The sequence below is a fragment of the Pseudoflavonifractor sp. 524-17 genome (assembly GCF_009935845.1).
Lineage (GTDB): Bacteria > Bacillota > Clostridia > Oscillospirales > Oscillospiraceae > Pseudoflavonifractor_A.
In genome coordinates this window covers 1-15,153 of sequence record NZ_QWEK01000031.1, presented here as the reverse complement: position 1 = coordinate 15,153, position 15,153 = coordinate 1, and the positions used below count along the sequence as shown (strand labels likewise).

Genomic DNA, 15,153 nt, shown 5'->3' with positions numbered 1-15,153 from the left:
TTACCGCTCCCCTTTGATAAAGGGCTTGCCCATGGCCTTGGGTCCCACCGTACGGCCCACCACGCCGGCCAGTACCACCATGGTCAGCACGTAGGGCAGCATCTGGAAGAACTGGTGGGGCAGAGAGATGCCCATGGCCTGCAGGCGCAGCTGCACCGCCTCCGCCCCGCCGAAGAGCAGAGAGGCGCCCATAATGCCGAAGGGGTTCCACTTGCCCACCGTCACGGCGGACCAGGCCACATACCCCCGGCCGGAGGTCATGTTCTCAATGAAGACCGACACCTGGCCCAAAGACAGGGCCGCGCCCCCCAGCCCGCCCAGCAGGCCGGCCAGGATGATGGCCACATAGCGCATCTTGTCCACGTGGATGCCCAGGCTGTCCGCGGCGTGGGGCTGCTCCCCCACCGCCCGCAGGCACAGGCCGAAGGTAGTCCGGTTGAGCAGGTACCAGATCACCGGCACCAGCAAAAAGGCCAGATAGGTCAGCAGGCTCTGCCGGAACAGGATGCCAACGACGGGAATGCCGCTGAGCACAGGGATTGGCAGGGTGGGAAAGGTATTGACGGAGGAGGGCTGGCCGTTGGGGTACATCACGGTGAAGAGGTAGCTGGTCAGGCCCAGAAAGAGCACGTTGATGCCGGTGCCCGCCACCACCTGGTCCACTTTTACCGAGATGCTCATCACGCCCAGCACCATGGACGCCGCCAGACCGGCCAGCATTCCAAACACAGCGCCAATCCACGGGTTCCCCGTCATGTGGGAGCCATATACCCCAAAGAAAGCCCCCATAATCATAATGCCCTCCATGGCAAAATTGATAATTCCGCTGCGGGCGGTAAAGAGGGCCCCCAGGCTGGCCAGCATGATGGGGCAGGCCATACGCACCATGGCCTCCAAAAATCCGCTTAAAATATCCATAACTGACTAAGCCTCCTTTGCCGCCGCGCCCTTTTTGCTGGTAAAGAGCTTGATTGTGAAGCTGCGCAGCACCGCCTGCATCAACACGAAGAGAATGACCAGGCCCTGGATGACGTTGACCAGAGACACCGGCACCTGGAGGGTGCGCTGCATGGTGTTGGCCCCGGTGCGCAGCGCGCCGAAGAACAGGGCCGCCACGGTGACGCCCGCAGGGTGCAGCCCCCCCAGCAGGGCCACGGCCATGGCGTCAAAGCCATAGCTGGAGCTGAAGCCGTTCATCAGCCGGTGGTGGATGCCCATGAGCTCAATGGCGCCGGCCAGGCCGGCGAATACCCCGGAGAGCACCATGGCCAGCACCATGTTCCGGGCCACCTTGATGCCGTTGGTGCGCGCGGCGATGGGGTTGTTGCCCACGGCCCGCATCTGATAGCCCAAGGGCAGCTTCCACAGCAGCAGATAGACCGCCACCACGGACACCGCCGCCACAATCACCCCTGTGTGCATCCGGGTGCCGGGGAGGATGCTGCTCAGCCAGGCATTCTGAGACAGCAAATCGGACTGGGGATAGAAGCCGCTCTCCTCCTGAAGGGGGCCGGAGGAGATCAGGTAGGATACAAAATAGGTGGCCACGTAGTTGAGCATAATGGTGTTGATGATCTCGCTCACCCCCAGCTTTGCCTTGAGGAAGCCGGCGATGGAGGCCCACAGCCCGCCGCCGATCATGCCGGCAATCATGGCCAGGGGCACCAGAATGGGCTTGGGCAGGCCCCCCATATAAATGCCCACGATGGTGGCCATCAGGCCGCCGATGACAATCTGCCCCTCTGAGCCCAGTGAGGTCAGGCCGGTACGGTAGCAGATGGTCAGGCCCAGGGCCGCCAGCAGCAGGGGTACGGTTTTAATCATGGTCTCCGCGGTGCTGTTCTTGGTGCCAAAGGCCCCCTTGATCATGGCCTGGAACGCGGCCAGGGGGGACTTGCCTGACAGGGCAATGAGCACCGAAGTCACCACAATCACCAGCAGCAATGCCAGGCCCAGGCCCAGAAGCTGCTGGAACAAGGGGCTTTCCGACGGTTTTCTGCGCTCCACACGCACCTCATGCCTTCCAAACGAAAAACTCACGCAGGATCACCTTCCTTTTTCCCTTGTCTGGTTCCGCCCATCATCAGACCAATATCGCCGTAGCTGATGGTGCCGGGGATAAATTCCCCCATAATTTCTCCCTCATTGATGACCAACACCCGGTCGGACACCGCCAGAACCTCGTCCAGGTCGGCGGAGATGAGGAGCACGCCGGCCCCCTGCTCCTTGCGCTCCAGCAGCTTGTGGTGGACGAACTCGCTGGCGCCGATGTCCAGGCCCCGGGTGGGCTGGACCGCCACCACCAGCTTGGGATCTTGGGAAAACTCTCTGGCGATGATCACCTTCTGCTGGTTGCCGCCGGAAAAGGACCGGGCCGCCGCCTCCGGACTGCGGGGGCGGACATCGTATTCCTCCACCAGCTTTTTGCCGTTCTCCCTGACGGCGCGGTTGTCAAAGATATGGTTTTTGGTAAAGGGCGGCCGGTCGTAGCAGTTGAGAATCATATTCTCACTGGCGCTGAAGTTCATCACCAGCCCCTGGGTCATCCGCTCCTCGGGGATGTGGGCGAAGCCCCGCTCAATGCGCCGGCGGGTGGGCACGCGGGTGATCTCCTCCCCGTCGAAGAAGACCTGTCCCGACTGGATCTCCGCCAGGCCCATCACCGCCTCGGACAGCTCCAGCTGGCCGTTGCCGTCCACGCCGGCAATGCCCAATATCTCTCCCTTGCAGATATGCAGCGACAGATCCTTCAGGGACGAGGCCCGCTGGCTGCCGGTTACGTTTACATTGCGCATCTCAAAGATGGCCTCCTGAGACTTCACCGGCGTCTTTTCGTACTGGAGGGATACTTTTTTGCCCACCATCATGTCGGCCAGGTCGGACTCCTCCACGTCGGCGGTGAAGACGGTGGACACCGCCGCGCCGCTGCGCAGAACCGTGACCCGGTTGGAGATCTGCTTCACCTCCCACAGCTTGTGGGAAATAATAATGATGGACTTCCCCTGGGAGACAAACTGCCGCAGGATTTCAAAGAGCCCCTCCACCTCTGTGGGGGTGAGCACCGCGGTGGGCTCGTCCAGAATCAGGATATCCGCCCCCCGGTAGAGGGCCTTGACCAGCTCCACCCGCTGCTGGGCGCCCACGGACAGGTCCGCCACCTTGGTGTCCAGATCCAGCTGGAAGCCGTACAGCCGGCACAGCTCCTCCACCTCCCGCCGGGCCCGGTCCAGCTTCATGGGGGAGAGCCTGCACTCCTGCCCCAGCACAATATTTTGCAGCACCGTCAGGGGCGGCACCAGCATAAAGTGCTGGTGGACCATGCCGATATTGTGGGCGATGGCGTCCTTGGGCCCGTTGAGGGCCAGGGGCTGGCCCCGAAGCAGAATCTCCCCCTCCTCCGGGCTGTAGATGCCGTACAGGCAGTTCATCAAAGTGGTCTTTCCCGCGCCGTTCTCCCCCAGAAGGGCGTGGACCTCGCCCTTTTCCAGGTCAAAATTGACCTTGTCATTGGCGATGAGCCTGCCAAAGCGCTTGGTGACGTTCCTCATCTCCAATACCTTTTCTCCCATAGCGTTTTCTCCCTTCCGCATTTAAAAACCTGTTTTTAATAGGGCCGGGGGCCGCCGCCCCCGGCCCTGGTTATTTGCAATCAGATTACTGCTCAAAGGAGGACTTGGGCAGGATGCCGGCCTCTTTCAAGGAGCCGTCCTTGATAGCGGCCACGATCTCGTCAATCTTCGCCTTCTGCTCGTCGGTCAGCTTGGAGTCGTTGCCGTGGAAGTCACTAAGGTAGAGGGCACCCTCCTTCATGCCGAACAGGTTCAGCTTGGGCTCAAAGGTGCCGTTCACCCCAGACTCCACAATGGCGCGGATCATAAAGGGGTTGCTCTGAATCATGGACACCATCACGGTCTCCGGGGCCACGTCGTACTGGTCGCTGATGTAGCCGATGTGGAGGATGCCCTTTTCCTTGGCGGCGTCGATGACGCCGAGGGAGGCGGAGTTGGCGTTGGCGCTGAGCACGTCGGCGCCCTGCTCAATAAACGCCACGCCCATTTCCTTGCCCTTGGCCACGTCGGTCATGGTCTCGGTATAGCCAATCAGCACGTTGATGTCAGGATTGATGTACTGAGCACCCACCTTGAAGGCCTCCGCCGCGTCCTTGATGTGGGGGGCGGTGGATCCGCCGATGACGCCCACGGTGCCGCCCTGAGAGTACATGGCGGCGATGGCGCCCGCCGTAAAGCCGGCCTCGGGGGTGTTAAACCGGTAGGCGCCCACGTTGGGCTCGGCGGCGTTGTTGCCGTTCATCACCGCAAAGCTCACATTGGGAAAGGAGGGGGCCACGGCCAGGGCCGCGTCAGAGAACTCATTGCCCACACAGATGACCATGTCATAGCCCTGGTCGGCATAGTCCCGCATGACCGCCTCAAAGTCGGGCTGGGGAATGGCCTCGGTATAGGCCCCGGTGACGCCGAACTCCTCCTGGGCCATCTGAAGGCCCTCATAGGCGGACTGGTTCCAGCCGGCGTCGTTGATATAGCCGGTGAGCAGCATGGCCACCTTGTAGCCGCCCTCGCCGCCGCCGTCGGAGGGATTGGGGGCCGCGGAGGGATTGCTTCCGCCGCCACCGCCGCCGCAGGCGGCCAGCATGGTCACCAAGAGCGCGCCGGAGAGAATCTGTGCAAGCTGTTTTCTGATCTTCATTGTCATATCCTCCTGTCAATCAATCATATCTGCCCTTTTTGGTCTTTTCCAAACAGTTTGGCCAATTCCGGCCCATCCCCCCTCTCTGCGATCTCACGGTCCAGGCCCTATTTCTCAGGCGCTTCCCATACCTCAATGCGGAAAATGGTGGGCTTATCCGGGTCCGGACAAGCCACCCGGGTCACGTTGGGTTCCCCATCCCAGGGATGCCGCCCCCCCAGCTCAAGCACTCGGAGCTGGGGCCACAGATTGTGGAACGCCGCGGCGCAGAAATTGCTGGGGCAGCGCTCAAAGTCAAATTCAAAAACCTGGCCCTCGGTGTGGCAGTGGCAGGGCCGGCCGGTGTGATCCACCGGGCACTTCTCCACCACAATCCGGGCCCTTTTCGGGTTGTTATACCGCACTTTTGTCTGATCCATGAGATGATCCGCCCCTTTCTTCCGGCTGCAGCGCCAATTAAAAGAATTAATAAAGAAGATTATGCTATAATTATAATCCATGGCACATCAATGTCAATATTTAATTAAATAGCACATCTATTTTTGTGTATTTAGGATAAATCTTCCCTCTTAATTCCAGTTAAAAACCCCTTGTTCTTAAATTAAAGAAAAATAAAAGAGCTAATAAGACTTTAATTAGGAAAACCGGTTGCATTCCGGGGTATTTGTGCTACAATAGAGGAAACACGGACATTTTGGGAGGATGTGTGCCCTTTGAAACAATATAAAATCGCGGTTATCATTACAGAGTATATCCGCCCCTATTTTGAGGAGGCGTTCCACCGGCTGGCGCTTGACTGCGAGGCCAGCTTCTACAATTACGACCCCCTCCAGGGAATGGAGAAGACCTACCATCAGGTTCCTGCCAGCATAGACGGCATTCTCACCATCGGCCGGCGCTTCACCACGGCGCTGGTGTCTCTGGAGGGGAAGGGCCGGCGTCCGGTGGTGCCGGTGAATTACGATGACGCGGCCCTCTACCGCCTGCTGTGGCACCTCCACCTGGAAAAGGGCGTGGCGGATTTTTCCCGCATCTACTGCGACTTTCTGGACCAGATCCACATGAGCGTGGAGGACTTTCTCACCACGGATTCGGGGATGACGCTGTCCGACTCCATGGGCCGGGCGGGAGACGGGGGCAGTCCGGAGACCTTTCAGTACACAGAGGATCTGCACTATCAAAAGCTGCTGTCCATCTGGCGGACCCAGAAATTTGACGCCGTCATCACCCGCTACAGCGGGCTTATCCCCCTGCTGCGGCGGGAGGGAATGTGCGTGTACTACCCTCACCCCAGCCTGTCCACCATTGCGGACGCCTGCGCGGGGCTTTTTCGGGAGATTGAAATCCGCGCCCTTCAGGAGAACCAGCCTGCGGAGATCCACTTCAACTTCTCCCCCGCCCTGGCCCAGCAGGAGGCCCCCCTCAACCCCGACTGGGTGGACGCCCAGTGCCTGCTGCTGCAAAACGCCTTGACGCAGTTTTTCTCCGACTCAGCCCTGGGGGTGGAATTCCGCCGCTCCCACTTCGGGGTTCGGGTGCTCACCGACCGCCGGGCGGTGGCCTGGTGTACCAATAACTATAAAAACTGCATGATTCAGGACTATCTCTTCCAGCGCCTGGGGATCCATATCCACATCGGCTACGGCATCGGCGCCACTTTATACGACGCCAAGCTCAACGCTGTCCACGCCGCCCGGGAGAGCGAAATTTTAGGCGGCAGCTACCTCATCAACGAGAAGCAGGAGCTGATCGGCCCCCTGGGCCAGGACGCCATGCTGGTGGTCCCCACCACCCCCAAAGAGCTGGCGGGGGATTTTACACAGTGCGGCCTGTCTTCCCTGACGGTAATGAAGGTGCTCACCGCCATCAAGCGTATGCCAGACGGCCAGATTACCGCCCGGGAGCTGGCGGTAAAGCTCTCCGTCACCCACCGCAGCGCCAACCATTTTCTCAGCGCCCTGGAAAAAGTGGGTATGGTAAAAGTGGTCTCCACCCGCCGCATGACCACCCGCGGGCGGCCGGAGCGGGTGTACGGCCCAGTCCAGCAGCGCCTCCAGGCCGACCGGAGCATGTAAAAATCCGCACTCAAAAAAATACCCCGGGAGCGGCAATCACACCGTTCCCAGGGTATTTTTATGCCTGCAAGTCCCCTTCCAATACCATTTGGCGGTATTCCAGAAAGCGGAAGCCCAGGCGCTTGTAGAGCCGGATGGCCTTTTCGTTGGCGTCCGTGACCTCCAGACGCAGGCGGGCGTGGTTGGGGTACGCGTTCTTCAGCCAGCGGAAGACCTGTGTACCGTACCCCTTGCCCCGGCACTGGGGAGACAGGTACATCTCCTCAAAGAAGACGCACCGGCCCCCCACCTCGCCGGAGTAGCACTGGGTCACATAGGCATAGCCCACCGCCTGTCCGTCCTCCAGCAGCACCAGCCCCCGGAGCAGGGGCTCCCCCGGGTCCGCCGCCGCCTGAAAGGTCCGCTCCAGCACCGCCGGGTCCACCGGATGCTCCACCGCGGGGCTGTGGTAAAAGGTATTCACCATGGGCAGGACCAGCTCCCGGTCCGCCCCTGTCATCTCACGAATTTCAAACATCGTTTCCTCTGTCTCCCCGTCAATTAAAAATATCCGCGTGCTCGGTAAAGAGCCTTTGCACCTGACGGCGCAGCGGCTGGTGTTCCGCTTGGTCCAGCGCCGGGTCAGCGCGGAGGAGGGCCTGCGCCGCCTGCTGGGCCTCTTTGAGCACCCGGGTATCCCCCGCCAGGTCCGCCAGGCGGAGCTGGGGCAGGCCATGCTGCCGCCGGCCGAAGAAGTCCCCCGGCCCCCGAAGCTTTAAATCCTCCTCCGCGATTCGGAAGCCGTCCGCCGTCTGGGTGAGCACCTTCAGCCGGGCCCGGCTCTCCGGATTGCGGCTGCCGGTCACCAGCACACAGTAGGACTGACAGCTCCCCCGGCCCACCCGGCCCCGGAGCTGGTGGAGCTGGGACAGCCCGAACCGGTCCGCGTTCTCCACAATCATCAGCGAGGCGTTGGGCACGTCCACCCCCACCTCAATCACTGTGGTGGACACCAGCACGTCCATCTCTCCCGCCGCGAAGGCCGCCATGGCAGCCTCCTTTTCCCGGGGGCGCTGTCTGCCATGGACAAAGCCCACCCGCAGGTCAGGGAAGACCTCTGATTGCAGCTGTCCGGCGTAGACAGTCACCGCTTTCAGGCTGGCGCTGCTCTCCTCCTCCGCCTCTTCCACCGCCGGGCAGACCATATACACCTGCCGGCCGGCTTTCACCTGAGCGCGGACAAAGTTGTACATCCGCGCCCGCTTGTCCTCTCCCACCAAAAAGGTCTGGATGGGCGTGCGCCCCGGCGGGAGTTCGTCGATGACGCTCACATCCAGATCCCCATAGATGATCAGCGCCAAAGTGCGGGGAATGGGGGTGGCCGACATCACCAGCACATGGGGCGGGCAGGGATGCTCCCCCTTGGCGGTCAGGGCCGCCCGCTGGTCTACGCCGAAGCGGTGCTGCTCGTCCGTCACCACCAGGCCCAGCTTGGCAAACTCCACCCCCTGGGAGAGAATGGCATGGGTACCTATCAGCAGGTGGATCTCCCCCGCCGCCAGGGCCGCTTTTACATTCCGCTTCTCCTTCGCACCCAGCCCGCCGGTAAGCAGGCCCACCCGCAGTCCGGCGGGGGCCAGCACGGCGGACAGGGTGCGAAAGTGCTGCTCCGCCAAAATTTCCGTGGGGGCCATCAGTGCCGATTGCCACCCGCACTGCCACGCCAGAAAGCAGCAGGCCGCCGCCACCATGGTCTTTCCAGAGCCCACGTCCCCCTGGACCAGCCGGTTCATGGGCCGGCCGGAGACACAGTCCGCCGCTGCCTCGTCAATGGCCCGGCGCTGGGCCTTGGTCAGTGTAAAGGGCAGCAGGGCGAAAAAGGGGGTTAGATCCCCCCCCTTGAACACCGGCCCGGGGGCGGTCTGCCGCCGGCCCCGGAGCAGGGACAGTCCGGCGGACAGACAGAACAGCTCCTCAAAAATCAGCCGGCGGCGGGCCTGATCCAAGGCCTGCTCCGACGCGGGGAAGTGGATGTTCCGGCAGGAGAACTCCGCCGCCGCCAGCTGGTGGTCCCGCCGCACCGCCGGCGGGAGGATCTCCTCCACCTCTCCGGCGCAGGCGTCCACGCACACCTGGGCAATCCCCGCCAGGCGGTTGTTGGAGATGCCGGCGGTGAGGGGGTAGACCGGCATAATCCGGCCGGTGAACCGGGCCCTTCCCTCCGGCTCAAAGACCGGGTTGCTCATCTGCCGCCGCGGCCCCTGTCCGGTGACGCAGCCGTAGAACACATAGCTTTCCCCGGGAATCAGGGCCTGTTTCACATAGGTCTGGTTAAAAAAGGTCACGTCCATGGCGCCGCTGCTGTCCACCGCCCGCACCTTGGTCACAGACAGGCCCTTGCGGATCTGGGACATCTGGGGGGTCTGAGCCACCATGGCCGGGATGCACACCGGCTGTCCCTCCGGGGCGGAGCGGATAGACGAGCGGACGCGGCGGTCCTCGTAGCTTCTGGGGTAGTAGCGCAGCAGATCCTCCGCCGTGGTCAGGCCCAGCTTTTCCAGCCCCTTGGCCCGGGCCGCCCCGATGCCGGGGAACGCTTCCAGCTGGGTCTGCCCGGTAATGGACTCCAGTTTCACTGTCCCACCCCCCCTTTTTTGCCGCGCCCCTTTACAGGCCGCATTTTTTCACCCATTTCTCCCCGTGCCACCGGAGGGTACACAGCACCCCCCGGAGGATAAGATCGGCGCTCATGGCGATCCACACCCCCGCCAGACCCAGGCCGGCCTTTCCCACCAGCACCAGGGCCAGGGTAATCCGCACCCCCCACATACACACCAGACCGGTGGCCATGGGGAAGCGGACGTCGTGCGCCCCTCGCAGGGTGCCGGACAGGACGATGGACAGGGCAAATGGGGGCTCCGCAAAGCAGACAATGCGCAGCATCAGCGCCGCCTCCCTCACCACGGCGGGGTCCGTATTGAACAGGGCGGACAGCATGGGGGCGAACAGAAAGAGCAGCACCGCCAGCACGGTGCATAAAATCAGCGCCGCCAGGGCGGCCAGAGAGCCGAAGGCCTTGGCGTCCTCCTTGGACCTGGCCCCTACGGACTGGCCGACCAGGGCAATGCCGGCGTAGGAGATGCCGTAGGCCGGCAGGTAGCACAGCCCCTCTGCAGTATTGGCAATCTGGTGGGCCGCCAGGGCCACCGTGCCGATGGAGGCCACCAGGGCGGTGAGGGCGATCTGCCCCAGGTTGATGGTGGCCCGCTCCAGCGCCGAGGGCAGGCCCAGGTACACCGCCATACGGATGATCGCCCGGTTGGGACGCAGGCCCTCGGCAAAACGGACCCGGAACCGGTCCCCCTGACGCAGGCCGATGAAAAGCAGGGCGCTCCCCGCCACCGTCCAGGACAGGGCGGAGGCGATGGCCGCCCCCTCCACACCCAGGCCGGCCCCGGGGACGGTGACCGCCCGGCCCAAGAGCCGGACGGTCCGTGTCTCATAGATAAAGAGGCAATTCAGCGCAAGATTGCACAGATTGGCCAGGGTATTGAAGATCAGCGGAGCCTTTGTATTGCCCATACACCGCAGAATGGCGGAGAAAATGGCGCTGGCCGCTATCCAGGGCATGGCCAGGGTATAGTACCGCAGATAGGCCGCGGCATGGGGCAGTACGTCCGGCTTCGCCCCCAGCCACAAGGGAATATACCCTGCCAAAATCTGGAATATTACCAAAGAAACCGCCCCGCACACCAAGGTGCCCAGAATCCCCTGGCGGATCACGTCCCGTGCCAGGCTGTCGTCCCCGGCGCCGATGGCGTTGGACACCTGCACCGAGTACCCCACACCCACCCCGGCCAGAATCCCGCTGATGAGCCAGAGGGAGGCGGCGTTCACCGACACCGCGGCAGTGGCCCCCGCCCCCAGCACCCCCACCATGGCGGTGTCCACATAGCTGACCATGGTGGAGAGAATCTGTTCCATAATGGCAGGCCAGGACAGCCGCCACATGGTCTTCAGGCGCGTCCCTCCCCCCAGGAGATTTGTGGTCATTCTATTCCCCCCAAGCTCAAATGATCAAAATCAGAATTATCCCCATATGAGACGGCGTTCTGCTGGTTTTCAAACAGACGCCGGGAGACAGGCGGAAAACCTATACCCCGGTCAGGTCAAAGGCGGGGATGAAGGCGGACTGGGCGGCACCGTCCTCCTGGACGAAGCCGGCCAGCCCCAGGTTCTCCATATAAACCTGGGCGCTGCGCCTCTCTGAGCCCCGAATTGTACGGTTGATCTCCGGGTACTCCGCCGCCCGGCCCCAGGGGGTATACTGGCTCATCAGAGAGAAGGGCACCGCCCCCCTTGGGAACTGCTCCGCCACCCAGTCCATAACGGCCTTGGCCTCCTTCAGCCGACCGGGGAGAATCAGGTGGCGGATGATTACCCCCCGGCGGAGCAGGCCGTCCCCATCATAGACGCAGGGGCCAGTCTGGCGGTACATCTCCAAAAGGGCGGCCTTGGCTGTCTCCGGATAGTCCGCCGCCCCGGAGTACCTCTCCGCCGCCGCGGGATCCAGGTATTTCAGGTCCGGCAGGTAGATGTCCACTTTTCCCTCCAGGGTTTTCAGGGTCTCCACCCGCTCATATCCCCCAGAATTCCACACCACGGGGACAGAAAGCGGCGCGTCCAGGAGCTCTGCCATCACATGGGCGAAGTGGGTGGGATTGACCAGATCAATATTGTGGGCCCCCTGGTCAATGAGCTCCTGGAAAATGGCCCGCAGGCGGTCTACAGGCACAGGCTTTCCAAAATTTTTGTGGCTGATTGCTTCATTTTGGCAGAAGACACATCCCAGAGGGCAGCCGGAGAAAAAAACAGTCCCCGCCCCCCGGGCGCCGGAGATAGGTGGCTCCTCCCAGTGGTGGAGGGCCGAGCGCGCCGCCACCGGGAGGCTGGGCATGGCGCACCGGCCCTCCCCCCGGTCCGGGGTGCGCAGAGCGCCGCACCGCCGGGGGCAGAGATTACAGATCATAATAACCGGCTCCCTTTATTACTGCACTGTTTCACATTTCTGGTGTCCGGGGCCCAGATTTCCCTCTTTCCAGTGCCGGCGGCACAGGCCGATGTACTGGTCGTTGGCCCCCAGCACCACCTGCTCCCCCTCCTTGAGCACCACGCCGTTTTTGTCGAACCGGGCGTTGCAGGTGGCCTTTTTACCGCACCAGCAGATGGTCTTCACCTCTTCGATGATGTCCGCCCAGGCCAGCAGCTCCTGGGAGCCAGGGAAGAGGTCCCCTTTGAAATCGGCGCGCAGGCCGTAGCAGATGACGGGAATATTACGCTCATCCACCAGAAGGGTCAGATAGCGCACCTCCTCCCTAGTGAGGAACTGTGCCTCGTCCACGATAATGCAGGCGTAGCAGCACAGCTCCTCCGGTGGCATTTTCTCCAGGTCGGAAAAATAGATGCACGGGTGGGACAGGCCCGCCCGGGAGGCCACAAACCGGGCCCCGTCCCGCTGGTCAATGGAGGGTTTGACCAGAAGGGCCTCCTGCCCCCGCTCCTGGTAGTTATAGCGCACCATCAGCGCGTTGGCGGTCTTGCTGGAGCCCATGACTCCATATCGGAAATACAGCTTTGCCATTCTCTCTTCCTCATATTAAACTCTTTCCCCATTGTCAGACAAAAATCTAAGAACTGCAACGGGTTTCGGCTGGAAATTGAAGTTCTTTTTGATACTTTTTCGTTCAAGAAAGAGTATCACATCAGCTTTTTCAGCAGGCCCAGCCCCTTTCCCTTATGGGGCGGGTAGCGCAGCGGGACCTCGGGACCGAATTTGCGCAGGATGGACTTCTGGTGGGAGAAGGTGCGGAACCCCGCCTCTCCGTGACACACCCCCATACCGCTCTCCCCCACGCCGCCGAAGGGCAGATTGCCGTTGGCCAGGTGAAGTACCGTGTCGTTGACACAGCCGCCGCCGAAGGGAAGGGCGTCGCTGATCTTCTTGGCCATCCACTTGTTGCGGGTGAAGGTGTACAGCGCCAGGGGCCGGGGCTTGGTCTGGAGATGGGCGATGAGATCGTCAATGTCCGTATAGGTGAGCACCGGGAGAATGGGGCCAAAAATCTCCTCTCCCATCACCGGGTCGTCCTCCGACACATCCACCAGCACAGTGGGCTCTATTTTCAGGGCGGCACGGTCCCCGCCGCCTCCAAAAGCCACTGTACCGTGCCGTGTCAGGGCCTGGAGGCGGTCAAAGTGCTTTTCGTTTACAATTCTGCCCAAATCCGGGCTGGCCAGAGGGTTCTCACCGTAGCACTTTACAATCTGCTTTTTCAGCTTCTCCACAAAAAAGTCCCGGGCGTCCTCCCGCACCCAGAGGTGATCCGGGGCCACGCAGGTCTGGCCGGCGTTGAGGAATTTTCCCCACACAATCCGCCGGGCGGCCAGGTCCAGATCGGCGTCCGGGGCCACAATCACCGGGGACTTGCCCCCCAGCTCCAGGGCCACGGGGGTGAGGTGCTTTGCCGCGGCGGCCATCACAACCCGGCCCACCCCGGCGCTGCCGGTAAAGAAAATGAAGTCAAACTTCTCCTCCAGCAGGGCGGTATTCTCTGCCCTGCCACCCTCCACCACCGCCGCCAGGGCGGGGTCGAAGACGTCGGAAATGAGAGCGGCCACCGCCGCGGAGGTTCTGGGCGTGTAGGCGGAGGGCTTCACGATTGCGGTACACCCCGCGGCAATGGCGGAAATCAGTGGGACCAGCGTCAGCTGCACCGGGTAGTTCCAGGGTGCCAGGATAAGAACCGTGCCGTAGGGCTCCCAGTATATTTTGCTGCTGGCGGGGCTCAAAAACAGGGGGGTGCGGGCCCGGCGGGGCTGACCCCAGCGCTCGGCGTGCTTCCAGGCCAGGGACAGCTCCCCCCGGACCACCGCCAGCTCGGTCTCGTAGGCCTCAAACCGGCTTTTGCCCAGATCCTGCTCCAGGGCGGCGAGAAGGGCCTCCTCGTGGCGGTCCAGTCCCTTTTTCAGCCGGCGGAGCATCTCCCGCCGCAGGGCGATGCTCCGGGTCAGACCCTCGTTAAAATAATTCCGCTGGGCGGCAACCAGTTCCTTTAATTCCATTGCGCACTCTCCTCCATACCGCTCAAGGCCAGGTCCGCCGCGAAGCGGAAGGCGTTGGGGACGGCGTATTCCCGCTCCAGGGCGGCGGCGTCCGCCCACACCCACCCGGCGGGGAGGACGCCGGCCGCGGCAAAGACCGTCTTCAGATCCATATGCCACTCAATGTGGGTAAAGACGTGCCGCCCCACCCGGGATTGGGCGGCAAAGGCGCAGGAGGACCCGGCCCACACCTGCTCCGGGAGGGGGACAATCCCCCAGCGGTCCAGAACATCCTTCTCCCCCTGGGGCTGGCTGGGGAACTCCCACAGTCCCGCCAGAAGCCCCCGCCCCGGCCGCCGCCGCAGGGCCACCTTCCCCCCATAAAAGAGAAGGTAGACTGTGCGCTTCTCGATCCGGCGGGCCTTTTTCGCCGCCTTCACCGGCAGCTGGGCGATCCGGTCCTCCCGCCGGGCGGCGCAGAGGGGGGCCGCAGGGCACTGCCCGCACAGGGGCGCCCCGTTGGGCAGGCACACAATGGCCCCCAGCTCCATCAGGGCCTGATTGTAGTCCCCGGGGAGATTGCGGGGCATGGTGTCCAGCAGGGCCTGCCGCATCCGGCGGCGGGTCTCCGGCCGGGTGACGTCCCCCTCGTCCCCGGTGAGCCGGGCCACCACCCGCAGGACGTTGCCGTCCACCGCCGGCACCGGAACGCCAAAAGCAATGGAGGCGATGGCCCCGGCGGTGTACTCCCCCACCCCGGCGAGAGAGAGAATCTCCTCATAGGTGTTTGGAAAGGCCCCGTGAAATTCTTCCATCACCTGCCGGGCGGCCTTTTGGAGGTTGCGCGCCCGGTTATAGTACCCCAGCCCCTGCCACAGCTTCATCAGCCGGTCCTCTTCCACCAAGGCCAGATCCGCCACCTCCGGCAGGGCCTCCATAAACCGGCGGTAGTACTCCAGCACCGCCGCCACCCGGGTCTGCTGGAGCATGATCTCCGACACCCACACATGGTACGGCGTGGGGTCGGACCGCCAGGGCAGCGTCCGGGCGTTGTCCTGAAACCACTGGAGCAGTGGGATGGGCAGCTGTTCAAGTTCCTTCACGGCGGACCTCCAACCTCAGATTTTGCGTTGGACCCTATTGTATCATACCGGACCTGCCCCTTCAAGGGCACAAGCGCAAGTCGTCCCCCACAAAAAAGCCGCGGGACCCAAGTGAAGTGCGCCCAAAAAGTTAGACAAAAATAAGGCGGTAAAATTGTTCAAGCAGCCGAAAGGGCTTGTTGTCTGTG

At 62.6% G+C, this 15,153-nt stretch carries 13 protein-coding genes; 1 reads left to right on the top strand and 12 read right to left on the bottom strand.

What is annotated here, in order from left to right:
* The 5 genes from D1159_RS12025 to D1159_RS12005 all read right to left on the bottom strand — a co-directional run bounded on the left by D1159_RS12025 (nucleotide 1) and on the right by D1159_RS12005 (nucleotide 5,126).
* A complete protein-coding gene (locus tag D1159_RS12025) occupies nucleotides 1–918 on the bottom strand; it encodes an ABC transporter permease (RefSeq protein WP_161845907.1) in 918 nt (305 codons plus the stop codon).
* Between the two features lie 6 nt (nucleotides 919–924).
* A complete protein-coding gene (locus D1159_RS12020) occupies nucleotides 925–2,007 on the bottom strand; it encodes an ABC transporter permease (RefSeq protein ID WP_161845906.1) in 1,083 nt (360 codons plus the stop codon).
* A 29-nt stretch (nucleotides 2,008–2,036) separates the two neighbouring features.
* Entirely contained in the window at nucleotides 2,037–3,569 is a 1,533-nt protein-coding gene (locus D1159_RS12015; protein WP_161845905.1) for an ABC transporter ATP-binding protein, read from the bottom strand.
* Between the two features lie 85 nt (nucleotides 3,570–3,654).
* Nucleotides 3,655–4,707: a BMP family protein gene (locus D1159_RS12010; RefSeq protein ID WP_161845904.1), complete on the bottom strand. Its 1,053-nt coding sequence runs from the start codon at nucleotides 4,705–4,707 to the stop codon at nucleotides 3,655–3,657.
* 107 nt (nucleotides 4,708–4,814) lie between these two features.
* Entirely contained in the window at nucleotides 4,815–5,126 is a 312-nt protein-coding gene (locus D1159_RS12005; protein WP_161845903.1) for a TIGR04076 family protein, read from the bottom strand.
* A gap of 294 nt (nucleotides 5,127–5,420) precedes the next feature.
* Between D1159_RS12005 and D1159_RS12000 the strand changes: the two genes are divergently transcribed.
* Complete coding sequence (locus tag D1159_RS12000; RefSeq protein ID WP_161845902.1) at nucleotides 5,421–6,782, top strand: hypothetical protein; 1,362 nt, start codon at nucleotides 5,421–5,423, stop codon at nucleotides 6,780–6,782.
* Between the two features lie 58 nt (nucleotides 6,783–6,840).
* Here the strand turns inward: D1159_RS12000 and D1159_RS11995 are convergent, their stop codons facing one another.
* From D1159_RS11995 to mutY, 7 genes are all read right to left on the bottom strand, one after another.
* Nucleotides 6,841–7,299: a GNAT family N-acetyltransferase gene (locus tag D1159_RS11995; RefSeq protein ID WP_161845901.1), complete on the bottom strand. Its 459-nt coding sequence runs from the start codon at nucleotides 7,297–7,299 to the stop codon at nucleotides 6,841–6,843.
* A gap of 19 nt (nucleotides 7,300–7,318) precedes the next feature.
* Nucleotides 7,319–9,397, bottom strand: a complete 2,079-nt coding sequence (gene recG / locus D1159_RS11990) for an ATP-dependent DNA helicase RecG (RefSeq protein ID WP_347563684.1) — start codon at nucleotides 9,395–9,397, stop codon at nucleotides 7,319–7,321.
* 31 nt (nucleotides 9,398–9,428) lie between these two features.
* Nucleotides 9,429–10,814: an MATE family efflux transporter gene (locus tag D1159_RS11985; protein ID WP_161845900.1), complete on the bottom strand. Its 1,386-nt coding sequence runs from the start codon at nucleotides 10,812–10,814 to the stop codon at nucleotides 9,429–9,431.
* A gap of 100 nt (nucleotides 10,815–10,914) precedes the next feature.
* Nucleotides 10,915–11,790, bottom strand: a complete 876-nt coding sequence (locus D1159_RS11980; RefSeq protein WP_161845899.1) for a 4Fe-4S cluster-binding domain-containing protein — start codon at nucleotides 11,788–11,790, stop codon at nucleotides 10,915–10,917.
* A gap of 18 nt (nucleotides 11,791–11,808) precedes the next feature.
* Entirely contained in the window at nucleotides 11,809–12,402 is a 594-nt protein-coding gene (locus D1159_RS11975) for a thymidine kinase (RefSeq protein WP_161845898.1), read from the bottom strand.
* 116 nt (nucleotides 12,403–12,518) lie between these two features.
* On the bottom strand, nucleotides 12,519–13,883 hold the full coding sequence (locus tag D1159_RS11970) for an aldehyde dehydrogenase (protein ID WP_161845897.1): 1,365 nt from the start codon (nucleotides 13,881–13,883) through the stop codon (nucleotides 12,519–12,521).
* Nucleotides 13,874–14,965 (bottom strand): A/G-specific adenine glycosylase, encoded by a 1,092-nt coding sequence (mutY, locus tag D1159_RS11965; protein ID WP_161845896.1) that lies wholly within the window; start codon nucleotides 14,963–14,965, stop codon nucleotides 13,874–13,876. The genes D1159_RS11970 and mutY overlap by 10 nt, the downstream gene beginning before the upstream one ends.
* Nucleotides 14,966–15,153: the final 188 nt, after the last annotated feature.